Origin of the sequence: Methanobrevibacter sp. (assembly GCF_045130115.1) — an archaeon.
GTDB lineage: Archaea > Methanobacteriota > Methanobacteria > Methanobacteriales > Methanobacteriaceae > Methanocatella.
This window is the reverse complement of record NZ_JBGUPC010000046.1, coordinates 50,207-72,003: the sequence shown is the minus strand read 5'-3', so window position 1 is coordinate 72,003 and position 21,797 is coordinate 50,207. Positions and strand designations below refer to the sequence as shown.

27 protein-coding genes are annotated in these 21,797 nt (G+C 37.8%); 24 read left to right on the top strand and 3 right to left on the bottom strand.

Translation table 11 applies throughout. The annotated features are described in order from the left end of the window. The 18 genes from ACJMML_RS08100 to ACJMML_RS08015 all read left to right on the top strand — a co-directional run. Positions 1-423: 50S ribosomal protein L13 (locus tag ACJMML_RS08100; RefSeq protein ID WP_303738565.1), on the top strand; the 423-nt coding region annotated here is incomplete at its 5' end. Between the two features lie 16 nt (positions 424-439). Then, the gene (locus ACJMML_RS08095; protein WP_303738561.1) at positions 440-841 is read left to right on the top strand and encodes a 30S ribosomal protein S9; all 402 of its coding nucleotides are present in this window, start codon (positions 440-442) and stop codon (positions 839-841) included. A gap of 45 nt (positions 842-886) precedes the next feature. Next, a complete protein-coding gene (locus ACJMML_RS08090) occupies positions 887-1,057 on the top strand; it encodes a DNA-directed RNA polymerase subunit N (RefSeq protein ID WP_042694539.1) in 171 nt (56 codons plus the stop codon). Positions 1,058-1,112: 55 nt separating this feature from the next. After that, positions 1,113-1,310 carry a DNA-directed RNA polymerase subunit K gene (locus tag ACJMML_RS08085; protein WP_292604238.1) on the top strand — a complete coding sequence of 66 codons (198 nt, stop codon included), beginning with the start codon at positions 1,113-1,115 and terminating at the stop codon, positions 1,308-1,310. A 129-nt stretch (positions 1,311-1,439) separates the two neighbouring features. Beyond that, complete coding sequence (eno, locus tag ACJMML_RS08080) at positions 1,440-2,690, top strand: phosphopyruvate hydratase (protein ID WP_405306820.1); 1,251 nt, start codon at positions 1,440-1,442, stop codon at positions 2,688-2,690. Positions 2,691-2,702: 12 nt separating this feature from the next. Beyond that, positions 2,703-2,897 (top strand): 4Fe-4S dicluster domain-containing protein, encoded by a 195-nt coding sequence (locus ACJMML_RS08075; protein ID WP_292604242.1) that lies wholly within the window; start codon positions 2,703-2,705, stop codon positions 2,895-2,897. 15 nt (positions 2,898-2,912) lie between these two features. Continuing rightward, complete coding sequence (rpsB, locus tag ACJMML_RS08070; RefSeq protein ID WP_292888383.1) at positions 2,913-3,515, top strand: 30S ribosomal protein S2; 603 nt, start codon at positions 2,913-2,915, stop codon at positions 3,513-3,515. Between the two features lie 9 nt (positions 3,516-3,524). After that, positions 3,525-4,373, top strand: a complete 849-nt coding sequence (gene amrB / locus ACJMML_RS08065; RefSeq protein ID WP_405306818.1) for an AmmeMemoRadiSam system protein B — start codon at positions 3,525-3,527, stop codon at positions 4,371-4,373. Between the two features lie 9 nt (positions 4,374-4,382). Beyond that, positions 4,383-5,345 (top strand): mevalonate kinase, encoded by a 963-nt coding sequence (gene mvk / locus ACJMML_RS08060; RefSeq protein WP_405306817.1) that lies wholly within the window; start codon positions 4,383-4,385, stop codon positions 5,343-5,345. 4 nt (positions 5,346-5,349) lie between these two features. After that, the gene (locus tag ACJMML_RS08055; protein ID WP_405306816.1) at positions 5,350-6,150 is read left to right on the top strand and encodes an isopentenyl phosphate kinase; all 801 of its coding nucleotides are present in this window, start codon (positions 5,350-5,352) and stop codon (positions 6,148-6,150) included. A gap of 3 nt (positions 6,151-6,153) precedes the next feature. After that, positions 6,154-7,200 carry a type 2 isopentenyl-diphosphate Delta-isomerase gene (fni, locus tag ACJMML_RS08050; protein WP_405306815.1) on the top strand — a complete coding sequence of 349 codons (1,047 nt, stop codon included), beginning with the start codon at positions 6,154-6,156 and terminating at the stop codon, positions 7,198-7,200. A gap of 3 nt (positions 7,201-7,203) precedes the next feature. Continuing rightward, complete coding sequence (locus ACJMML_RS08045; protein WP_405306814.1) at positions 7,204-8,547, top strand: RNase J family beta-CASP ribonuclease; 1,344 nt, start codon at positions 7,204-7,206, stop codon at positions 8,545-8,547. 12 nt (positions 8,548-8,559) lie between these two features. Further along, positions 8,560-9,540, top strand: coding sequence for a short chain isoprenyl diphosphate synthase IdsA (gene idsA / locus ACJMML_RS08040; RefSeq protein WP_405306813.1), 981 nt, complete (start codon positions 8,560-8,562; stop codon positions 9,538-9,540). Between the two features lie 183 nt (positions 9,541-9,723). Further along, on the top strand, positions 9,724-9,882 hold the full coding sequence (locus tag ACJMML_RS08035; protein WP_405306812.1) for a hypothetical protein: 159 nt from the start codon (positions 9,724-9,726) through the stop codon (positions 9,880-9,882). 5 nt (positions 9,883-9,887) lie between these two features. Beyond that, a complete protein-coding gene (locus ACJMML_RS08030; RefSeq protein WP_405306811.1) occupies positions 9,888-10,154 on the top strand; it encodes a transposase in 267 nt (88 codons plus the stop codon). Positions 10,155-10,263: 109 nt separating this feature from the next. Beyond that, complete coding sequence (locus ACJMML_RS08025; RefSeq protein WP_405306810.1) at positions 10,264-10,605, top strand: hypothetical protein; 342 nt, start codon at positions 10,264-10,266, stop codon at positions 10,603-10,605. After that, on the top strand, positions 10,560-11,006 hold the full coding sequence (locus tag ACJMML_RS08020; RefSeq protein ID WP_405306809.1) for a hypothetical protein: 447 nt from the start codon (positions 10,560-10,562) through the stop codon (positions 11,004-11,006). The genes ACJMML_RS08025 and ACJMML_RS08020 overlap by 46 nt, the downstream gene beginning before the upstream one ends. A 36-nt stretch (positions 11,007-11,042) precedes the next feature. Next, positions 11,043-11,219: a transposase gene (locus ACJMML_RS08015; protein WP_405306822.1), complete on the top strand. Its 177-nt coding sequence runs from the start codon at positions 11,043-11,045 to the stop codon at positions 11,217-11,219. A 95-nt stretch (positions 11,220-11,314) separates the two neighbouring features. Here the strand turns inward: ACJMML_RS08015 and ACJMML_RS08010 are convergent, their stop codons facing one another. Next, positions 11,315-12,136 carry a nicotianamine synthase family protein gene (locus tag ACJMML_RS08010; RefSeq protein ID WP_405306808.1) on the bottom strand — a complete coding sequence of 274 codons (822 nt, stop codon included), beginning with the start codon at positions 12,134-12,136 and terminating at the stop codon, positions 11,315-11,317. A gap of 220 nt (positions 12,137-12,356) precedes the next feature. Here ACJMML_RS08010 and ACJMML_RS08005 point away from each other — a divergent pair, with 220 nt between their 5' ends. The 4 genes from ACJMML_RS08005 (at position 12,357) to ACJMML_RS07990 (ending at position 18,673) form a co-directional block, all read left to right on the top strand. Further along, positions 12,357-13,142 (top strand): ADP-ribosylglycohydrolase family protein, encoded by a 786-nt coding sequence (locus tag ACJMML_RS08005; RefSeq protein ID WP_405306807.1) that lies wholly within the window; start codon positions 12,357-12,359, stop codon positions 13,140-13,142. A gap of 49 nt (positions 13,143-13,191) precedes the next feature. Next, positions 13,192-14,733: an Ig-like domain repeat protein gene (locus tag ACJMML_RS08000; protein ID WP_405306806.1), complete on the top strand. Its 1,542-nt coding sequence runs from the start codon at positions 13,192-13,194 to the stop codon at positions 14,731-14,733. A gap of 32 nt (positions 14,734-14,765) precedes the next feature. After that, positions 14,766-14,945, top strand: coding sequence for a MarR family transcriptional regulator (locus ACJMML_RS07995; protein WP_303738549.1), 180 nt, complete (start codon positions 14,766-14,768; stop codon positions 14,943-14,945). Positions 14,946-15,106: 161 nt separating this feature from the next. Further along, positions 15,107-18,673 (top strand): Ig-like domain repeat protein, encoded by a 3,567-nt coding sequence (locus ACJMML_RS07990; RefSeq protein ID WP_405306805.1) that lies wholly within the window; start codon positions 15,107-15,109, stop codon positions 18,671-18,673. On the opposite strand, the gene ACJMML_RS07985 is transcribed toward ACJMML_RS07990, so the two are convergent. Further along, complete coding sequence (locus ACJMML_RS07985; protein WP_405306804.1) at positions 18,666-19,457, bottom strand: TrmB family transcriptional regulator; 792 nt, start codon at positions 19,455-19,457, stop codon at positions 18,666-18,668. The two genes, ACJMML_RS07990 and ACJMML_RS07985, sit on opposite strands and share 8 nt — an antisense overlap. Positions 19,458-19,577: 120 nt before the next feature. On the opposite strand from ACJMML_RS07985, the gene hcp reads away from it, so the two are divergent. Further along, positions 19,578-20,885: a hydroxylamine reductase gene (gene hcp, locus ACJMML_RS07980; RefSeq protein WP_405306803.1), complete on the top strand. Its 1,308-nt coding sequence runs from the start codon at positions 19,578-19,580 to the stop codon at positions 20,883-20,885. A gap of 3 nt (positions 20,886-20,888) precedes the next feature. Beyond that, complete coding sequence (locus ACJMML_RS07975; protein WP_292888535.1) at positions 20,889-21,218, top strand: cupin domain-containing protein; 330 nt, start codon at positions 20,889-20,891, stop codon at positions 21,216-21,218. A gap of 36 nt (positions 21,219-21,254) precedes the next feature. Here ACJMML_RS07975 and ACJMML_RS07970 read toward each other — a convergent pair whose 3' ends face one another. Continuing rightward, positions 21,255-21,797, bottom strand: coding sequence for a GNAT family N-acetyltransferase (locus ACJMML_RS07970; protein WP_405306802.1), 543 nt, complete (start codon positions 21,795-21,797; stop codon positions 21,255-21,257).

Here is a 21,797-nt window from a genome sequence, read left to right as displayed (position 1 = left end):
ATGATTATTGATGGAGAAGGATGCGTTTTAGGAAGATTAGCTAGTGTAACTAGTAAAAATCTTTTAGAAGGCGAAGAAGTAGTAATTCTCAACGCTGAAAAAATCATGTTAACTGGTAACAAGGATTGGGCTTACGCTAAATACAAACAAAGAGTCGACAGGGCAAGTATTTCAAACCCTCGTGACTTAGGTCCAAAATATCCTAGAAGACCAGATGATATATTTAGAAGAACTGTAAGAGGAATGTTACCTTTCAAAAAATCCAAAGGTAAAACAGCATACAAAGGCTTAAAAGCTTTCGTTGGCGTACCTGCTGAATATGCTGATGCTGAACTCACCGCAGTTCCTGAAGCAGAATACAAAGATCTTAAAAAAGGTATCGAATTAGGAGAAATCTCCAAACTTTTAGGAGCTACCTTTTAGATAAGTAGGTGTTATTATGGTTAAAGTTATTCATACTAGTGGAAAACGTAAAACAGCTATCGCAAGAGGTACTGTTCGCGAAGGAACCGGTAAAGTTAGAATTAACAAAGTTCCTTTAGAACTTTATTCTCCTGAGCTTGCTAACTTGAAATTACAAGAACCATTAACCTTAGCTGGAGACTTAGCTAATCAAGTGGATATCAATATCCACGTTATTGGTGGAGGAGTAATGGGTCAAGCTGAAGCTGCACGTATGGTAATTGCAAAAGGACTCGTACAATGGTCTCAAGATATGGATTTAAAAGAAAAATTCATTCACTATGACAGAACCATGTTAGTAGGTGATCCAAGACGTTCCGAACCTAAAAAATATGGTGGTCCTGGAGCAAGAGCACGTAAACAAAAAAGTTACAGATAAATTCTGTACTTTTATATTTTATTTAAATTAAAAAAGATGATATAAATGATTCCTATAAGATGCTTAAGTTGCGGAAAACCTGTATCAGCATACTTTGATGAATATAACAAAAGAGTTGCTGCTGGTGAAAAATCTAAAGATGTTTTAGATGATTTAGGTTTAACTAGATACTGTTGTAGAAGAATGTTGATTTCCCATGTCGAAACCTGGGAATAAACAATTGTAGGGATATTTTTTCAGAAAGATATAATCTTGGTAAAATGCCTAAAAAATGGAAGTAATATTCATGGATGTTGAAAAAAAATTGACAAGGTTTGAAAGAGCTAGAATTCTTGGAGCTAGAGCAATTCAAATATCTATGGGAGCAAAACCTCTAGTTGACATTACTGACTCCTTAGATCCGATTGACATAGCTTACGAAGAACTCAAAGCTGGAGTTTTACCATTAGATGTTATTAGAGATGAATAGATTTAATCTATTTTTCTCCAATTATTTAAAAAAAATAGTAAATACCAACATAACTCTATAAAGAAACTTACTAATTTTTTCAAAATATAGGTTGGTTGGTAATAAATTGAATGACACTGAGGTGTTTTTTTGGATAGTATAATAGAAGATGTCCAAGTCCGAAAGATTTTGGACAGCAGAGGCAATCCGACCATAGAAGTGGATGTAATTACATGGAATGGTTTTGGTAGAGCAGCTGCACCAAGTGGAGCAAGTACCGGTTCAAGAGAGGTAGTATCATTCCCTGAAGGAGGGGTTGACGTTGTAGTAAGTGAAATGGAAGACCTTATCGCTTCCGAACTTATTGGAATGGATGCATGTGATGTTGCCACTATTGATGAAATATTAAAAGAGATTGACGGTACTGATAATTTGGCTGCTATTGGAGGCAACACTACTGTTGCTATTTCTATGGCTACTGCTAAAGCTGCAGCATCATCCTATAATATGCCCCTTTATCAATATATTGGAGGCAATTTCACTAATGAATTGCCGTATCCGTTGGGCAATATGATGAATGGTGGTGCTCATGCAGGTGTTAATGCTCCTGACATTCAAGAATTCCTGGTTGTTCCGATTGGAGCTACCAATATGGTTGATGGAATTTTTGCAAATGCTTCTATTCACAAAAAATTAAAAGAATTAATCCAATCTAAAGATTCATCTTTTACCGGGGGTAAAGGAGATGAAGGCGGATGGGTACCTAATATCGCTAATGCAGATGCCTTAGAGATTCAAGCTCAGGCATGTGAGGAAGTCGGTGATGAGATAGGTATTGAAATCAGGTCTGCTTTAGATATGGCTGCATCCGAAATGTGGAATGCAGATGAGCAGAAATATGTTTATGCTCAGGATGGTATCAAAAGGGATACCGGTGATCAAATCGATTTCGTAAAGGAAATCATTGATACTTATAAAATGTTTTATGTAGAAGACCCATTTGACGAATCTGATTTTGAAGGATTTGCTCAATTAACTTCTAAAGTTGGGGACAAATGTCTCATTTGTGGAGATGATTTATTCACAACTAATAAAGAGCTTTTAGCTAAAGGCATTGAGATGAATGCGGCTAACGCAATTATTATCAAGCCAAATCAGATCGGTTCATTATCTGAAACCTATGCTACTGTTAAGTTGGCTAAGGAAAATGGTATTGTGCCTGTCGTTTCACACCGTTCAGGTGAAACCACTGATGACACTATTGCCCATTTGGCTGTTGGTTTTAACTCTCCTTTGATTAAAACAGGAGCTATCGGTGGGGAAAGAATAGCTAAATTGAATGAGCTTATTAGGATAGAGGAAAAACTTCCAAATTCAAGAATGGGTAAATTTAAAAAATGAGGAGAGTATATTATGTCAAAAGTAATTCTTGATTACGATAAATGTGATGGTGCTGACTGCGCTGAATGTGCTGATGTTTGCCCAATGGAAGTATTAGTCCTTGAAGGAGATAAAATTACAATTAACAATCCTGAAGACTGTAGTTATTGTGAAGTATGTATGGACGTTTGTCCTAATGAATGTATTAAAATTGAAGATGACTTTTAAATTGTAGGTGAAAAAATGGTAAATGAAGAACTTTTAATAGACTTAGATAATTATTTAGCTGCTGGTTTACACATTGGTACCCAGCAAAAAACTAGTGACATGGAAAAATACATATTCAGAGTAAGATCTGACGGTTTATATGTATTAGATATTCAAAAAACTGATGAAAGAATCAGACAAATCGCAAAATTATTAGCAAAATACGACCCTGAAGACATTTTAGTAGTTGCTACCCGTCAATACGGTCAAGCTCCTGTTAAAAAATTCGGTGAATTAACTGGCGCTAAAACCATTCCAGGAAGATTCATCCCAGGTACCTTAACAAACCCAAATTACGCTAAATTCATTGAACCAAAAATTATTGTTGTAACTGACCCAAGATCAGATGCACAAGCAATTTTAGAATCCAAACAAAACGGTATTCCAGTAGTTGCATTATGTGATACTGAAAACTTACTCAGTTTTGTTGATATTGCTGTACCTGTAAACAACAAAGGTAGAAAAGCTATCGCTTTAGTTTACTGGTTACTTGCAAGACAAATCTTAAGAGAAAGAGGAGACATCCCAGAAGACGGTGACCTTGATATTGATTCTACTGAATTCGAACTTAAATTTTAAGTGAGTCAGATGTTAAGACAACCTGCTGTGGCTGGAGCATTTTATCCAAATGACCCAGACAGATTGAAAGAACTTATTGAAAGTTGCTTTTTGGATGATTCCGGTGTAGGTTACATTCCGAAACTTGAATCATTCGACGGTGAAGAGTACCCTATCAATGTTATGGTTCCTCATGCAGGTTATCAATATTCTGGTCCGATAGCCTCTCATGGCTATTGTGAAATCGTTAAAAATGGTTTTCCTGAAGTTTTTATTATTATAAGTCCTAACCATACTGGATTTGGTAGTGAAATATCTGTATTCAACGAAGGAGAATGGGCCACACCTTTAGGTAATGTGTGTGTGGACAATGAGTTTGCAGACAGCATCATTGAATTTTCAGACATTGCATCTGCGGATTTCACAGCCCATATTCGTGAACACAGCATTGAAGTTCAGTTGCCATTCCTACAATATTTTTCAACTGATTTTATGATAGTTCCAATCACAATGGGCAAGCAGGATTTTGTCACTTCAAACGATTTGTCAAATGCAATCTTTGAGGCTGCAAACAAATTAAACAAATCCTATTGTGTTATTGCAAGTACTGACCTGTCTCATTTCAACAATCAGGAGAAGGCAAACAAGGTTGATGGATTCGTCCTTGAGGATATTGAGGAAATGAATGAATTCAAACTTTTTGAGGAAGTCATCCAGTATAACATTACCATGTGCGGTTATGCGCCTGTAATGGCCACCATGTCCCTTTCCAAAAGATGTGGCAAACACACTAGTGAAATATTGGCTTATGGGACTAGTGGCGATGTCACTGGTGATTTCACGTCAGTTGTAGGTTATGCTTCAGGTGTTTTTAAATAAGGTGTATTTATGATAGCTAAAGCCTCTGCTCCGGCAAAAACAATATTGTTTGGTGAGCACTCTGTAGTTTATGGCGAGCCTGCTATAGCGGGAGCAGTCAACAAAAGAGCTTATATTACTATTAAGCCATCAGAAGATGATGCAACTATTTTTAGAGCTCCAGACATTGGTTTTGAAGCTGAATTACTTACACAACATAAAAAATATGTTTTGCTTAAGGGAAAACCAGGTATTATTAGATATATTTTAGAGTCTCTTTATCGAGTACATGACCATACTCCAATAGACATTACTCTTAATTCAAATGTTCCTATTGGTTCAGGTCTCGGATCATCCGCAGCAGTAACAGTAGCTACCCTTGCTGCATTATACAGATACCATAATATTCGTTTTAACAAACAGTCCCTTGCACATGATGCTCATATGGTTGAGCAGGCCGTTCAGGGAGTTGCAAGTCCGTTGGATACTTTGGTTTCAACTTACGGAGGACTTGTCTATTTGTCAAGAAACAAGAAAGTTGAACACTTTAACGTTAATTTTAATGTTCCATTTGTTGTAGGTTACACCACCAAGCATGGAAACACAGGCAAGATGGTTAAGGATGTCAAAAATCGTAAGGACAGAAATCCGAAAATCATCAATCCGGTTATTACATCAATGGGTAACCTGACCAATTATGCAAAACAGGCTATTTTAAAAAGGGATTTCGCCAAAATCGGCGAATTGATGAACATTAATCATGGATTTTTAGATACTTTAGGTGTAAACACTTTGGAATTGTCCCGTATGGTATACAATGCAAGGGAAGCAGGTGCAATAGGTGCCAAAACTACCGGTGCCGGCGGAGGGGGCAGTATCATTGCTCTTTGTCCTGGCAAGGTTGAGGAAGTTGCGGAAGCCATTGACCGTGATGACAACATTCTGAAGATCAGATTTACTCGAAAAGGAGTTTCTTCAAGGGTTTATAAGTGATTTAATGATTATTTTAAAAATTGGCGGCAGTATTTTAACAAACAAGGACTCAAAGGAAAGTGAAGTAGACGATTTGAGCCTTAAAAGAATCGCATCTGAAATCAAAGCTTCTATGGATGCATCACCTAAACAGTTAGTCATTGTTCATGGTGCAGGTTCTTTCGGACATCCTCCGGCAAAGAAACATAAAATAGGTGAAGAATTCGATGAATCACAGTATCCTCAAAAAAGATTAGGTTTTTGCGAGATTCAAAATGAAGTTAAGAAATTGAACATGTTCATTTGCGAAGCTTTCATTGCTGAAGGCATTCCGGTCATTGCCATTCCGGCTTCTAGTTTTATAACTGCAACAAACAAAAGGATTACCAATGGAAATCTCGATTTATTTAAAAATTATCTTGAAAAAGGATTCATTCCAGTCATTTACGGCGATGTAGTCTTGGATGATGATTTGGAATTTTGCGTTATTTCCGGTGACCAGTTAATACAATACTTGGCTAAAAACCTCTCACCTGACCAGGTTATTCTGGGGACTGATGTTGACGGGGTTTATAACAAGAATCCTAAAACACATGATGATGCCATATTTTTTGATAAGTTCACATCACTTGAAGATTTGGACACTCTCGAAGGAACAACCAATGTCGATGTAACCGGGGGCATGGTTGGAAAGATTAAAGAGCTTTTACAATTAGCAGATTTAGGAATTGAATCTAAAATAATAAATGCCGAAGTCGAAGACAATATTTTCAAAGTATTGGAAAATAAACCGGTTAAAGGAACAATAATTTCAAGGGGAAATTAACACATGATTTCAGATAGAAAATTAGAGCATTTATTAATTTGTGAAAATTATGATGTTGAGTTTAAGGACAAGACTACCGGATTTGAAGATATAGAACTGATCCATAACGTTTTGCCGGAGGTTGATAAGAACGAAATTGATTTGTCAACTTCAGTTTTTGGTAAAAAATTAGACTCACCTTTATTTATTACAGCTATTACAGGAGGCCATCCTGCCGCTAAGGAAGTCAACAAGCAATTGGCAATCGCAGCTGAGAATAATGGAATTGCTTTGGGAGTCGGTTCCCAAAGGGCTGCATGTGAACATCCTGAACTTGCAGACACTTATAGTGTGGTTCGTGAAAATGCACCGGACTGTTTGCTTGTCGGCAATATTGGGGCACCTCAACTTAATTTGGCTCAAAAAGCGGTTGAAATATTGGATGCAGACATCCTTGCCATTCATTTGAATCCTCTTCAGGAATCAATTCAGCCTGAAGGCGACTTGGATGCCAGGGGATATACTGATTTGATCGGCAAAATCACCGACACTGTCGACATTCCGGTTCTTGCAAAGGAAACAGGCTGTGGAATTTCAGCGGAATCAGCCAGGACACTGGTTGAAGTGGGCGTTGATTTCATTGATATTGAAGGAGCTGGCGGAACTAGCTGGGCAGCTGTCGAAACATACCGTGCAGAAGACAGATACCTTGGAGAAATATTCTGGGATTGGGGAATTCCAACTGCAATCAGCACTGTTGAAGTTACAAATGCAGTTGATGTTCCAGTCATTTCATCCGGAGGTATACGTACAGGTCTTGAAGCCGCAAAGGCCATCGCTCTCGGAGCGGATGCGGTCGGTATGGCATTACCATTTTTAAAAAATTGTGCTTCTCAGGAAGCTTTAAACACATTTATTGATAGATTTAATGATTCACTAAGAATTGCTATGTTTTTAGTTGGAGCAAATAATATTGAAGAATTGAAACAATCTAATTTAGTTATTCGCGGAAAAACAAGGGAATGGCTAAATGAAAGAGGTATTAACACAAAGAGTTATTCAAGGAGATGAAACATGAGCGTAGAAGTTATCGCTATAGGAGGATATCAGGAAGTCGGGAAAAACATGACTGCTATCCGTATAGGTGACGATGTTGTTATTTTTGATATGGGGATTCACCTAGATAGGATTAGTATGCACGAGGACACTGATATCGACAGAATGCACAGTTTAGATTTGATTGAAAGGGGAGTTATTCCTGACGATACATTGATGAAAGATGTTGATGGTAAGGTAAAGGGAATAGTTTTCTCTCACGGGCACCTGGACCATATCGGTGCTGTTGCTAAACTTGCTCACAGATATGATGCACCGTTAATCGGAACACCATATACTTCTGCTTTAATAGAAAAACAGATTAAAGGGGAACGCAAATTCAAGGTGTCAAATCCAATCAAGGTATTGAACCCTGGAAGCAAGGTAAAGCTTTCAAAAGACATCACATTGGAATTTGTACAGTCAACACACAGTATTCCTCAGGCGGTGTTTCCGGTATTGCATACTCCTGAAGGAGTCATTGTATATGCACTTGATTTTAAATTTGACAACCATCAGAAGGTGTCTCCTCCTCCTGATTATAAGAGATTAAAAGAGTTGGGCAAAAAAGGAGTGCTTGCATTAATTGTCGAGACAACCAATGCCAAAAATTTTGATGAGGTAAAGACCCATTCAGAAAGGGTTGCAAAAAACATATTGGAAGATGTAATGAGAGGGCCATTGTATGAAAAGACAGGTATGATTGTTACCACATTTTCATCCCACGTTGAACGTGTGCAGGCCATTGCAGACATTGCCAAAAAAAGCCATAGGGAAATATTTTTCCTTGGCCGTTCAATGGAAAGGTTCTGCGGTATTGCACAGAAATTGGGAATCTTGAAATTACCTGAAAATGCCAGCATTTACGGATCTCCAAAAGCAGTCAATAAGGCTTTGATGAAGGCAGATGAAGACCGTGCAAATTACTTGCTTGTAACTACAGGTCACCAAGGAGAACCGGATGCATTGCTTCCAAGAATTGCTAGCGGAAGAACTCCTTTCAACATTAAAAAAGGAGATAATGTTATTATTTCAGCACCTATTATTCCAAACCCTACCAATGCGGCCAACAGGCACATCATGGAAAGGAGATTGAAGGTAAAGGGTGCAAGAATTTATCCTAATGCTCACGTTTCCGGGCACGCTGGAAGGGAAGACCATCGTGAATTCCTACGTATGTTGAAACCACAGCATATCATACCGGCACACGGAGACTTATCAATGCTTGCGGCTTATGCTGAGCTTGCTGAAGAGGAAGGTTACAGAATTGGATATGACATTCATATTTTGAGAAATGCTCAAGCACAAGTTTTTAGAAGTTAAAGAGGGATTATTATGAGTGATGTAAAAGAAGTACTGGGAAATTATTCAACAGACATTACAAAAACTATTGAGGAAGAATTAGCTACCATAACTCCAGATAATTTGGCTGAAGCATCAGTTTACTTAACTCGTGCTGGAGGAAAAATGCTAAGGCCGGCTTTGACATTAATAACTGCCGAAGCTGTTGGTGGAAAACGTGAATCCGCTCTTAAGACAGGTGCGGCCATTGAACTGATTCATACATTTTCCTTAATACATGATGATATCATGGATCAGGATGACATGAGAAGGGGAATGCCTTCCGTCCATAAGGTTTGGGGAGATGATGTTGCAATTCTTGCCGGAGACACCCTATTTTCAAAAGCTTTTGAGATAATCATTTGTTCTGAAGGAACAAGCTCAGAACAGAACAACAAGGCTTTGGCTACCGTTGCAGATGCATGCGTTAAAATCTGTGAAGGTCAGGCATCAGACATGGGCTTTGAAGACAGGTTTGATGTTACTGAAGATGAATACATGGAAATGATCTTCAAAAAGACAGGTGCATTGATTGCGGCCGCCACTAAAGCAGGAGCAATTATGGGTGGCGCAGATGATGAAGTGATTGACGCAATGTATGAGTATGGTCGTTTGATTGGTCTTGCTTTCCAAATTCAGGATGATTATCTTGATATTGCGGCTGATGAGGAAACTCTTGGAAAACCTATCGGTTCCGACATCGGCAAGGGCAAGATGACAATCATTGCAATCAAGGGTTTGGCAAGTGTTGATGATGACAGGTTACTAGAAATCTTAAAATCTGACAATAATTCTCAAGATGAGATAGATGAAGCAGTTGAGATTTTAACAAATTGTGGCGCCATTGAATATGCTCGCAATTTGGCTCAAGAATCTGTAGTCAAAGCAAAAGAAGTGCTCGAAATATTGGACGACTCTTCATCTAAACAGATACTTGCTGACATTGCAGATTTTGTACTTGAGAGAAGTGCCTAACTTTTCTCATTATTCCTTATTTTTTTACTTTTTGAGGGGGGGACACGAACTCACTAATTTTTAATTTTTTTTTACTTATTTTTCCTTTAATTTTATTACTATGAAGTATAATCTATTATTATGGATTTAAATCTTTATGGTTCTTTTATTTAGGGTTTTAAAAGATGATATTATTATCAGACCATGTTGGTACCTATGGACTTGAGGAAATTGATTCCAAAAGATTATCCGTGCTATTTTATTAAAAATGTGGCTGATCATATTGATTGTTCTGAAGCGAACCGTGAGTTTGCTGATATGCCTGGTGATTTGTTTATCTTCGTGAATTATTGCTTAGATTAGTTTTAATGAGTGTTTTTGATGGAGGATTATCTTCACGCGAAATTGAACGAAGAACTCAGACAGACGTGGGTTATATGTACTTGGCAGGTATGCAGCATCCCAGTTATCGTACAATTTTAAGATTCAAGCGTGAATATTCTGATCTAATTGATGAAGCATTTAAAACGACTATGAAAATAGCAACCGATGAATATTTAGTTAAAATTCATCCTGTGAGTTTAGATGGAACTAAAATAAAAGCAAAAACATCCATGAACAAATTAACAAATTAACAACAATTAAAAATTATGAAACAACATCTTGAAGAAAGTATTAAATTAGATGTAGAAGATGAAGAATTAGGTGAAGAATCTAGAAATACTGTTCCCGAAACACTAACAAATGAAGAAAAATTCAAATAAAGTCTATGAAAAAGTTAAAGAATCGTCAAAAGATGGTAGAAACAAAGATAAATTAAGAGCTTCCAGTAAAAAGCTCTTAAAACAAGCAGAAAAAGGTCCTGAAAAAATCATAGAAAAAATCGAAACACTCGAAGAAAAACTCAACGAGTCCGAAAAAGATGTAATTAGTATTAATAACCCAAATGCACGCTTTATGAAAAATAAAAAAGGACGATGGGAATTTGATTACAACGGACAAATCGCAGTAGATGAATACAAAGGAATAATACTCGCATCATGCATTACAAACAATCCATCAGACCCTATGAACTTATTCCATTAATGGAACAAGTAAAATCAAATTTAACAGAAATATTCGATGAAATACCTTTCAATTTCCAAGTAAGTGCCGATATTGGATATTCCACAGATGCCAACACAGAATATCTTGAAGAAAACGGCCTAGATGGCTACATATCTTCACGAAAACTCGCAAGAGAAACAAAAAAATATGATACATCCGATAAATTCTTCGGAAAAGACAATTTCACCTACAACAATGAAATACAAACATATGTCTGCCCATTAGGACAACAATTATGCAGAATCAGCGAATACACATACGATGACAAACCTAGATTAGCCATTGGACAAAAGAATGTAAATACTGCCAATGCAAGCATTCTGCGCAAAAGGAAACAAATCCAGAATAATTCAAGACTATTGAAATCCTTCCAAAATTAGAATGCAAAGAAAAATGGAAACACCTGAAGCAAAAGAATATACAAATTACACTCAAAAACAGCAGAACTACCATTTGTACACATAAAACAAAACATGCACCTAACAGAATTAAAAACAATAGGATTAAAACAAGTAGATACAGAATTTAGATTATATGCAATTGGACACAACTTAAAAAGAATATACAACGAAATACACAGAAAAAACAACTAAAAAATAAGACAAATTAAATAAATCTAAAAAACAAAAATCCATTAAAAATTTTGTGTCCCATCCTCTAATTTTTTAAAAAAAGAGAAAAGAAATTTTCAAATCACTTTTCTCAGAAGCACGCTTGTATTGTTTGAATTTCCTATTGGAAGTAGCATGATTTCCTTGTGGAATCCTCTGAGGATAGTATCTGTTAGGGGAGCATAGAGGATAGCTCTCATACCGCTGTATGTTCTGACAAGAACAGGTGTCTTTTCATCAACGATTTCCCAGACATTGGAGAATACCCTTTCCTTAGGTTCGGCGAATGCCGCCACCATCAATATGTCAAAATCAATGTCCTTGAGCAGTGTTTCGTCTCCGACAAGGATTTCGATGCCGTCATTGAGGCCTAATTTTCTGATAACTTCCCGGGACAGTTCGGCCACTTCCTCCTGTATTTCGATGCCTATGCATTTGCAGCCGAATTTTTCCCTGAACAGTATCAGTGTCAAAGGCAAAGGTCCGCTTCCAACAAAAACAAAGGTTTTGTCCTCATGCCAATGCGCCAGTTTTGATTCATTTGTAAGCAGGCCCTGATATCTTTCATAGAAATGGAATGTGTCCAGCGTTGCCTTAGGGTCATCTGATTCGATTATTTCCGTTGCGTTGTTTGTCTCCAGTCTTGCACCGATGTAGAGATAGAATTTTCTGATAAGCTTCAGGGCGCTGTTCATCTTCTTATCATCCAAGATATGCTTTGCTGAATCAAAATCTATTGTTTCATCGTGTGCAATGACTTCTATTTCATCCAATAATAGTGTTATTTCATCCAAATCAACATCATTCAGGGAAGACATGTCATTTAAGGAATCAATTCCATAATCTTCTAATTTGTTTGCGATTTCCTCGATTTTTGGCCAATATTTCCAGCAACTCATTTTAATCACTATTAGAATATATTAAAATAATAGTAAATAAGCTTTTAATCTTTTTCAATTTTATATTACTAAATTGTGCTTGTAGTAATACTCAAAAATATTCATTTCAATTCTTGAAATTCAAAAAGGGACGATTTGGAAAAATTAGTTTACAGGATTGAGACAATTTTCCAATATGATAATAGTATCTTATTAATGTATTAAAATCAAATATATATTCATGAAAGGAATAATTGGTGCAATTAGCGGTGACGTGATAGGATCAGTTTATGAGAATCGACCTATCAAAACAAAAGAGTTTGATTTATTCAGTTATTATTCACAATTCACTGACGATACTGTAATGACACTGGCTATTGCAAAATGGTTATGTGAAGACAAGACTTCAAAGGATGTCTTAATCAAAAATCTTAAATATTTTGGCAACAGGTATCCTAATGCCGGTTATGGGCGCAATTTTTATAACTGGCTTAAACAGGAATCTCCAGAACCTTACGGAAGCTGGGCGAACGGCTCTGCAATGAGAGTTTCCCCCTGTGCATGGGTGGCGGACTCCCTGGAGGAAGCTCAGGATTTGGCCAGAACTTCATCTATCGTCACTCACAACCATCCTGATGGTGTAATCGGCGCACTTGCAACATCCGATGCGGTTTACCTTGCAAGGATTGGTGCAGGCAAGGATGAAATCAGGGAACATATTGAAGTGAGATACGATTATGACTTGTCATCATCTCTGGATGAGATTCGTCCCACCTATAAATTTGAAATTTCATGCAAGGACAGTGTGCCTGAGTCCATAATCTGCTTTTTGGAGGCCAAAGATTTTGAGGACACCATCAGAAATGCCATTTCCCTTGGTGGTGATGCAGATACTCAGGCGGCAATTGCAGGAAGCATCGCATCTGCATATTGGGATGTGCCTGAAGATATTTATGATGAGACTGTAGATTGTCTTGATCATTTCCTTTTAGAGACTTTAATGGATTTTGAAGAGAAATTCATGTGAGCAAACATTTAAGTATCCCAAATACATATCTTTTAAATGGAGTGAATACATGAGAAATAAAACAATAATCTGTTTTATTATTCTCTTAACATTATTTTTATCTATTTCTGTGATATCTGCAAGTGAAAATGTTGCTTGCGATAATTTAACTTCCTTTGATGAAGATTCACATGGGACGTCTAATGTCGAAGGTGAGTTGGATGAGGTATTGGCAGGAGATGAGGATGTAATCGATGATGATGAGGGCAAATCGTCAACAAACATTTCAGCTTCGGATAAAATATCCTATGTGGATTATGAAGACACTTTCACTATTGAATTAACTTCCAATGGAAGTGCTCTTGCTGAAAAACCTGTTACAATAACTTTAAATGATGTTGAGTATAATGAGACAACAGATTCAGACGGTAAGGCAACCATAAACTTCAAACTCAAAACCGGAACCTATGAGGTTTGCTATTTTTTTGCAGGTGATGACAACTACGCAGCCTCAAATGGAACTTCGACACTTACTGTAAAATCATACATGAAGACTTTCGTAAAACTTGTTGACAAAACCCGGAATCATTGTCAGGGCGTAAAATCGGTTTTTCATCTTAAGCTGTTCGATGTTTACGGCAACCGTGTTCCCGGCAAAACGGTTAAAATCAGAGTCAATGGCAAAACATACAAGTCAAAGACCAACAAGATAGGTGTTGCCAAATTTTACATAAACCTTAAAAAGGGAAAAAACAAAATCAAATATGGCTTTTCTCAAAGCGGCAAATATCTGGCATCATCAGCTTATAGAAATGTGACTGTCAAATCCAAATTGAAAAAAGGGGATGGATATTGGGTTAACCGATGGAGCATGAAAAATGTTAATCTCAAAAAGCTTTCCAAACTTGGGACAAAGCACATATTCCTGCTTCACACGGCTTTTGATTTGCATGGAAAAAAAGATGTAATAAAATGGATTAAAAAGGCCCACAAATACGGAATGAAAGTTCACATGTGGATGTCCGTATTTTATAAGGGAGAATATATTCCGCCATGCACCCACAACGGCAAATATAACTATAAGCACATGGATAAGATAATTAAACAAGCCAGATACTATGCGGGCTTTAAGGAAGTTGATGGAATACACTTTGATTATACAAGATTTCCCGGAACCGCCTATAAGTATAAAAATGCAGTCAAGGCAGTCAATTATTTCATTGAGCAGGCAAGCAAATCCGTTAGGGACGTTAAACCTGGAATCATTGTATCCTCGGCAGTGATGCCTGAGCCGAATTGCATGAAATATTATTATGCTCAGGATGTTTCTGCAATGTCCGAGCATCTGGATGTAATTGTTCCTATGATTTATAAAGGAAATTATCATGCAGGGGACAAATGGATTAAAAAGACCACTAAGGCATTTGTGAAGAGTTCCAAGGGGGCTCAAATATGGGCAGGATTGCAAACTTACAGGTCTGATTCCGATCTTGAAAAATTGTCATATGATGAACTGTTCAAGGATGCGCAATATGCCAAAAAAGGAGGGGCATCAGGAATTGTCCTGTTCAGATGGGGGTTATCCGCTTTGCTGAACTTTAAAAAGTTATAAATTTTAACTCTTAAGATTGTTTAGGTGATAATATGGATGACAGAGAAAAAGTAATAGAAGCATTCAGAAGTTCTGATGAACCGTTGAATGCTAAAAAGGTCAGTGAAATATCTGGCGTAGACAAAAAGGAAGTCGACAAAATCATGAAGGACTTGAAAAAGGATGAAACAATTGTTTCTCCTAAAAGATGTTATTGGACCCTTGCGGACTGATAACATATTTTCTTTTTTTTAAATCTAAATGTATACTATTTTTTACATCAAACTATTTTTTCAATATGTCTGTAAAAATTAGTTTTCATTCCATTATTGGTTTATAAGTAATGATGATAAAGATATATTATAGTTAATCATATAATATGGGGGAATGATTTTTGCTAAATAATAAATTCTTCATTCTGGCGATATTTCTTGTAGGGCTGCTGTCCTTTTCGGCGGTCAGTGCTGCAGGTAACGCTACAGGTGAAATTGTCTGTGACGATGAAGCGCCGGTAATGGAACAAATAACTGCTGAAGAAATGGGATGTGAAGGAGATGTTGCAACATTGCCGGAATTGCAGAACGGCACCTTCACTCCCGATTCAACATTAAAATCGGATGAGAATCCTGACGGTGATTTTATAGCTATGGAAAGTGAGGATTTGGGCAATCTGTTAACTGACGGTTGTTCAACTTCACAAAGCACCTATGACCTGTATGGGATTGCAGATTTGGGATCCAATGTGATGTCATTGAGTATCATTAAAGAGGAAAATGGCAAGCTTGAATTCATACTTTCCGACAATAGGGAGTCCATCACCGCCACCTATAAGGAGGGCAATGTACTCACCCAGGAAGGAATCGACCGACTGATACTGCTGCTTGATGATTTTGATGGAATAATGGATTCAAACAACGTCACCGTCAAATATTTCTTTGCAACTGCCAGTTTAAGAAAACTCGACAATTGTGGTGAGGTTTGCACTGCTGTAAAAAATGCTTTGGGCATTGATTTGCATATACTGAGCGAAAAAGAGGAAGCGCAAGCGGTATTCGATGCAGTGAGATTCGTAGATTTGACAAGTGATAACGGGCTAGTTATTGACATTGGCGGCGGAAGCTGCGAAGTTGTTGCTTTTACAGACAGAAATCCTGTTTCAATGGAAAGCATGCCTATCGGATCACGGTCATGCTATGAGGACTACGTCAGTTCAATGTTTCCCAATGAAACTGAAATACTTAATATCCAAAACAGGGTGGAAATGGAATTGGGCAAGCTCCACGCCAACAATTCCTTCCCTGTGGATGACCTGTATGGAATGGGAGGAACTTTATTCTATGTCAAGCAGACACTAATCTATCTGGGCTATATTGACAATGAGACTTACGTCATTCCCTTATCTACATTGGATGCACTGTTGGCCAAGCTCCTTGAAAACCCTGACGAAAGCTATAGGATAATATCTGACGTGGCCCCCGACAGAATAAACACGTTGATTCCGGGAATAGTCATGGCAAGGCAAATCTCCAATCATTTTCAGGTAGAAAATATTTATTTCTGCAAAAGCAGGATTGAGGAGGGAATTGTATACGAACTTATCTATAACTATACTTTATCCAATGGAACTTTCAAGGAACTGCAGGATGAAATCGATGCCGTTGCTGAAGGCGGTACACTATATCTGAGGAAGAATTATGTCAATGACGGCAATTTTTCAAGCGAAGGGATCAATATAACAAAAGCAATAACCATTGAGGGTAATGGATTCGCAATTGAGGCTTCCTGCTTTTCCAGAATATTCAATATAAATGCCACAAAAAATGTTGTTTTGAATAATATCATATTCAAAGAAGGATTGGCAGATAATGGAGGCGCCATTATCTTCAATAATAACATTTCAGATTGCATAATCAGCAATTGCGGTTTTCTTGCAAATAATGCATATGGCGATGGAGGTGCATTGTACTTCAAGGCCATTTCGAATGTCACAATCGAAAACACAATCTTCAATTTCAATGATGCTGCGGGCAATGGTGGTGCAATCTATGTTTCAGATGTTTCCGATTCAAATACATTTAGAAATTCCATATTTATGAATAATACTGCCGAAATAGGAGATGGAGGTGCAATCAATTTCTATAGGAATCTCATAAATGGAGTATTTGACAATGTAACCTTCATGAATAACTTCGGAAGGAATGGTGGTGCCATAAATGTGGACAGCAGCACTGAATCCACTTTATTCAATCGCACCAGTTTCATCAGCAATACTGCAAGAAAGAACGGCGGAGCGATATATGTCCTTCGCAATTTAAATTCTATGGTCTGTAAAGACATTTCATTCATCAGTAATGTCGCTTCCGAAGACGGAGGAGCAATAAACGTTTATTGGGATTTGAGAAATGGAGTGTTTGACAATTGCACTTTTGAACATAATAACGGACGAAACGGAGGGGCCGTAAATATAGATCGAAATTCCGAAAAAAATCTGTTCAACAGTACCCGATTCATCAGCAACACTGCAGGAAAGAACGGCGGAGCATTATACGTCCTTTATTCATCTGATTCCGACGCCTTCAGAAACGTATCATTCACAGATAATGCTGCACTTACTGAAGACGGCGGCGCAATCAATTTCCATAGGACTTTGATGAATGCAACATTTGACAACGTCACATTCATGAACAATAGCGGACGCAATGGCGGAGCAATAAACGTGGATTCAAATACGGAATTAAATTCATTCAATCATGTCTCATTCATCGCCAATACTGCATCCAAAAACGGAGGGGCATTGTTTGTCCTTTACGGGTCAGACACAGATACCTACAAGAACACTTCATTTGTTGATAATTCCGCAAAAATGAAGGGTGGGGCAATAAGCTACAACCGTGCTGTCATGAATGGATTGTTTGATAATGTCACATTTGAAGGTAACCATGCAAATAATGGAGGAGCAATATATGCGAATGATGATGTGGAAAACACCACAATCGCCAATTCCGAGTTTAAGGACAATACTGCAGATTCCGGAACAAACAATGTTGCATTAAACGGGGAGGGATCATTCAAATTGGACAATGTGAGTCCGGAAAATCTCGGACCGGCATATCTTGCACTTCTGACAGTCATTAATGTCACTGATAATGTTGCCTATGGAGGAAACGTGGAAATTACCGTGAACGTCACAGGCAAGCTCCATGAACCAATTGACGGAACAGTATCAGTCATGATTAACGGTGAAAACCACACAGCCAATGTGGAAAATGGACGTGGAAAAATCATACTTTCAGGCTTGAATGCAGGAAGATATGACCTTAATGTTGCCTATTCCGGAATGAATTATAGTGCAACTTCACCGGTTACATTCAGTGTCTTGAAACAGAACGCTGCAATTGTGGCCGCAAGCAAGGAGTATGTCATCAACTATGGTGGAAAATACAGTGTTGTGCTTAAGGATGCAAAGGGCAAGCTCCTCGCCGGTAAAACAGTAACATTCACATTGAACGGCAAAAGCATAGGTTCTGCTAAAACCGATGACAAAGGCGTTGCAACAATCACCTTAACGGCAAAAATCCTAAAAGCTGCAAAGGCAGGCAAGAAAAACCTTGTGATTAAATTTGCAGACTCAAATTACAATACTGCCTCAAAAACAGTCAAAATAACAATTAACAAGGAAAAGACAAAGATTGTCGCCAAAAACAAAAAGTTCAAAAAGGTCACAAAAGTCAAAAAATACACAGTAGCCCTGAAGAATAGTAAAGGAAAAGCAATCAAAAAGGTTAAAGTCACCCTAAAGGTCAAAGGCAAAAAGTACACTGTCAAAACAAACAGTAAAGGCAAAGCCACCTTTAAAATCAAAAGCCTGAAGAAAAAAGGTAAATTTACAGCTGCAATTACCTTTAAGGGCAATGCATACTACAACAAAGTGACCAAAAAAGTTAAAATAATCGTTAAGTAACTTGCTTCGGCTTGTTACTTCTTTTTTTTATTTTTTTAAGTTGGTTTTCAAACCTTTCATCATAGTTTCTTGCAACATCCTCGTATTTGTTCCAGATTCCAATTGCGGTTTCGGGAATGACGTTACGCTTGTCTTCACTGAACTTGGTATATGTGTGCATCATCTCCTTTGAATCGGAAATCAGAACTTTAACAAATGGTATGTCTGCCTTTTGGATATTGATGTTGTGGTCCTTAAACATTTTGATGATATTTACCTCTTCGTTGTTGATGTAGCATGTTGGTGAAGCCAGTATATTCACTTTTAAGCTTCGTCTTTTTTCAAATGCATTTATCAATGCCTCCCCTTCACCCTCAAACAGAAATCCTATTCTCATGTTGATGGTATTTTTGGCCCTTTTAATGATTTCGACTTCCTGGTTGATGATTTTTTCGACACCGTATATTCTCCATATCGGGGCCTGAACCTGGCTCATTCCGTTTTCATAGATGTTTGTCAGTCTGCTTATGCTGTCGTCGATTTCAGAGTTCAGCCTTTCCTTTTCACGGTTCAGGACTTCGACCGGAGATTTGACGATATAGGTCAGTGGCCTTCCATCCTCGACTTCAATGAAATTCTTTTCGTTCAGCTTCTTCAACACATCATATATTTTACTTCGAGGAATGCCTGAGCTTTTTGATACTTCATCGGCTGTCCCTTGAATTAATGAAGTGAGCGTTACATATGCTTGAGCCTCATACATTGTCAGCCCAATTCCCTTAAGTGTAGCTATATTCTCGTCCATGTTTATTGTTATTTAGTTAATACTATATAAATTTGTTACTTTTAACCCTTAAAAAGTGACAAAATCTTTATATATGCTTCAGAGGTAACCTATAATTAACAATAAAATGAGGTAATTATTATGTCTGACGGATTAGATATGTTTTGTTATCAATGTTCCCAAACCGCTAAGGGAACAGGATGTACAGTAAGCGGAGTTTGTGGAAAAAAACCAACTGTAGCAAGACTGCAGGATAATTTGATTTTTACCATGAAAGGAATCAGTGCATACAACTACAATGCAAACGTCTTAGGAAAAAACGACCCTGAAATCGACGCATTTCTGACCAAAGGTTTATACACTACCTTAACCAATGTCAACTTCGATGTGGAAGATCTTGTTGCATTAGCATTGGAAGCAGGTAAAGTCAGCGTGGACGTAATGAGACTGCTCAAGGACGCTCACATTGAAGCTTACGGCGAACCTATACCAACTGAAGTGAAAGTCGGAGCACAGGAAGGACCTGCAATCATCGTAACCGGTCACGACTTGAAAGCTCTTGAAGAACTTTTAAAACAGGTTGAAGGAACAGACATCAAGGTCTACACCCACTCTGAAATGCTGCCTGCTCACGGATATCCTGGACTCAACAAATACGAAAACCTTGCAGGACAATTAGGTGGAGCATGGCACGACCAAAGAACAGTCTTCAAGAAATACAATGCAGCAATTGTCGGAACCAGTAACTGTGTATTGCCTGCACTTGATTCATACAAGGAAAGAATGTTCACCATGGATGTTGCAAAGCTAGAAGGCGTAAAAACCGTTGAGGATTATGACTTCTCAGAAGTAATTGAATGCGCAAAATCTCTCGGATCTTTAGAAGCTGAAGAACTGACCACAATCACAACAGGTTGGAGTGCAGGAGCTATTGTAGAACATGCTGACAAAATTAAAGAGTTAGTTTTAGATGGTAAAATCTCCAGATTCTTTGTTGTCGGAGGATGTGACAAGGCTGCTAAACACAACGACTACTACAGGGAATTCGTACAAAACCTTCCTGAAGACACAGTTATCTTAACTTTAGCATGTGGAAAATACAAATTCAATGACCTTGACTTAGGGGACATCGAAGGAATCCCAAGACTGCTCGATGTAGGCCAATGTAACGATACTATTGTAGCGGTTGATGTTGCTGTAGCATTATGTGAACTCTTTGACATGGAACTCAATGAATTGCCATTGACAATCGTCTTAAGTTGGATGGAACAAAAAGCTGCTGCAGTGCTCTGGGCACTGTTATACTTAGGTAAAACAGACATGTGGATTGGACCTGTACTTCCTGCATGGGCAAATGAAGACATATTGAATGTCCTTGTTGGAAACTACAACCTGACTCCAACAACCGGTGATGCAATAGCTGACATCAAGACAATCATGGGGGAATAGGCAATGAGTGAGGATATTATGGCAAAAGCTCTAGATATCCAAAAATTAGTTGAGTATCAGGACGATACAGTTGTCAGCCGTGAAGTAATCAAAAAGGAGCTTGGAACAGTCACATTCTTTGCTTTTGATCAGGGCCAGGGATTGTCAGAACACTCCGCCCCTTTCGATGCGATGGTTCAAATCATTGACGGTGAAGCTGAAATTACAATTTCAGGTGTAAAAAACACTGTAAAAAAAGGTGAGATCATCATCATGCCGGCAAATGAGCCGCATGCGCTTCAGGCTGTAAACAGCCCATACAAAATGATTTTAACAATGATAAAATCCGATTAAAATCATATAAAAATATTATTCGCCTATAACGATGAGTTATAGGTGATTTTTCTTGTTTTTTATTATATATTCGTATAAATGAAACTTTTCAAGTCCGACAGCCTTGTGAAACATTTCAACAGTATCCACATATTCAAATCCGAACTTTTCAAATACTTTTTGGGCACCAACATTTCCATCGATAATGTCGATTCTGATTGTTTTCTGATTATTTTTTAGGGCATTATTTCTTATTTGATTGAATATTTCTTTTCCAATGCCTTTTCCGGCAAAATCGGAGCTTACCGCAAAAGTGTGGATAATGATAGTTTCCTGTGGGGTTGCATTGATGGTCCATTCAATATTTTCATATTCCGGATCAAAGCGGTTATTCAAGACAACGCAGGATATTATGTTGTCTTCTTCTGTGCAGACATACAATTCCTCCTTTTCAACACAGCCTTCAATGAATTCCAGATTAGGATAATCCCTGTTCCATTTTGGATTGAATTCACTGCCTCTGGCTGAATCGATAACCTTTTGGTAGAATTCCAATATCTTTTCTGCTTCTTCAGCTTTTGCTTTTCTTAGATTGACCAT

What these genes read in the sequence shown, in the direction of transcription:
- ACJMML_RS08095 (WP_303738561.1), top strand. Translation starts at nt 440, where the DNA reads ATGGTTAAAGTTATTCATACTAGTGGAAAACGTAAAACAGCTATCGCA.
- ACJMML_RS08090 (WP_042694539.1), top strand. Translation starts at nt 887, where the DNA reads ATGATTCCTATAAGATGCTTAAGTTGCGGAAAACCTGTATCAGCATAC.
- ACJMML_RS08085 (WP_292604238.1), top strand. Translation starts at nt 1,113, where the DNA reads ATGGAAGTAATATTCATGGATGTTGAAAAAAAATTGACAAGGTTTGAA.
- ACJMML_RS08075 (WP_292604242.1), top strand. Translation starts at nt 2,703, where the DNA reads ATGTCAAAAGTAATTCTTGATTACGATAAATGTGATGGTGCTGACTGC.
- rpsB (WP_292888383.1), top strand. Translation starts at nt 2,913, where the DNA reads ATGGTAAATGAAGAACTTTTAATAGACTTAGATAATTATTTAGCTGCT.
- amrB (WP_405306818.1), top strand. Translation starts at nt 3,525, where the DNA reads ATGTTAAGACAACCTGCTGTGGCTGGAGCATTTTATCCAAATGACCCA.
- mvk (WP_405306817.1), top strand. Translation starts at nt 4,383, where the DNA reads ATGATAGCTAAAGCCTCTGCTCCGGCAAAAACAATATTGTTTGGTGAG.
- ACJMML_RS08055 (WP_405306816.1), top strand. Translation starts at nt 5,350, where the DNA reads ATGATTATTTTAAAAATTGGCGGCAGTATTTTAACAAACAAGGACTCA.
- fni (WP_405306815.1), top strand. Translation starts at nt 6,154, where the DNA reads ATGATTTCAGATAGAAAATTAGAGCATTTATTAATTTGTGAAAATTAT.
- ACJMML_RS08045 (WP_405306814.1), top strand. Translation starts at nt 7,204, where the DNA reads ATGAGCGTAGAAGTTATCGCTATAGGAGGATATCAGGAAGTCGGGAAA.
- idsA (WP_405306813.1), top strand. Translation starts at nt 8,560, where the DNA reads ATGAGTGATGTAAAAGAAGTACTGGGAAATTATTCAACAGACATTACA.
- ACJMML_RS08035 (WP_405306812.1), top strand. Translation starts at nt 9,724, where the DNA reads ATGTTGGTACCTATGGACTTGAGGAAATTGATTCCAAAAGATTATCCG.
- ACJMML_RS08030 (WP_405306811.1), top strand. Translation starts at nt 9,888, where the DNA reads ATGAGTGTTTTTGATGGAGGATTATCTTCACGCGAAATTGAACGAAGA.
- ACJMML_RS08025 (WP_405306810.1), top strand. Translation starts at nt 10,264, where the DNA reads ATGAAGAAAAATTCAAATAAAGTCTATGAAAAAGTTAAAGAATCGTCA.
- ACJMML_RS08020 (WP_405306809.1), top strand. Translation starts at nt 10,560, where the DNA reads ATGCATTACAAACAATCCATCAGACCCTATGAACTTATTCCATTAATG.
- ACJMML_RS08010 (WP_405306808.1), bottom strand. Translation starts at nt 12,136, where the DNA reads ATGAGTTGCTGGAAATATTGGCCAAAAATCGAGGAAATCGCAAACAAA.
- ACJMML_RS08005 (WP_405306807.1), top strand. Translation starts at nt 12,357, where the DNA reads ATGAAAGGAATAATTGGTGCAATTAGCGGTGACGTGATAGGATCAGTT.
- ACJMML_RS08000 (WP_405306806.1), top strand. Translation starts at nt 13,192, where the DNA reads ATGAGAAATAAAACAATAATCTGTTTTATTATTCTCTTAACATTATTT.
- ACJMML_RS07995 (WP_303738549.1), top strand. Translation starts at nt 14,766, where the DNA reads ATGGATGACAGAGAAAAAGTAATAGAAGCATTCAGAAGTTCTGATGAA.
- ACJMML_RS07985 (WP_405306804.1), bottom strand. Translation starts at nt 19,457, where the DNA reads ATGGACGAGAATATAGCTACACTTAAGGGAATTGGGCTGACAATGTAT.
- hcp (WP_405306803.1), top strand. Translation starts at nt 19,578, where the DNA reads ATGTCTGACGGATTAGATATGTTTTGTTATCAATGTTCCCAAACCGCT.
- ACJMML_RS07975 (WP_292888535.1), top strand. Translation starts at nt 20,889, where the DNA reads ATGAGTGAGGATATTATGGCAAAAGCTCTAGATATCCAAAAATTAGTT.
- ACJMML_RS07970 (WP_405306802.1), bottom strand. Translation starts at nt 21,797, where the DNA reads ATGGTCAATCTAAGAAAAGCAAAAGCTGAAGAAGCAGAAAAGATATTG.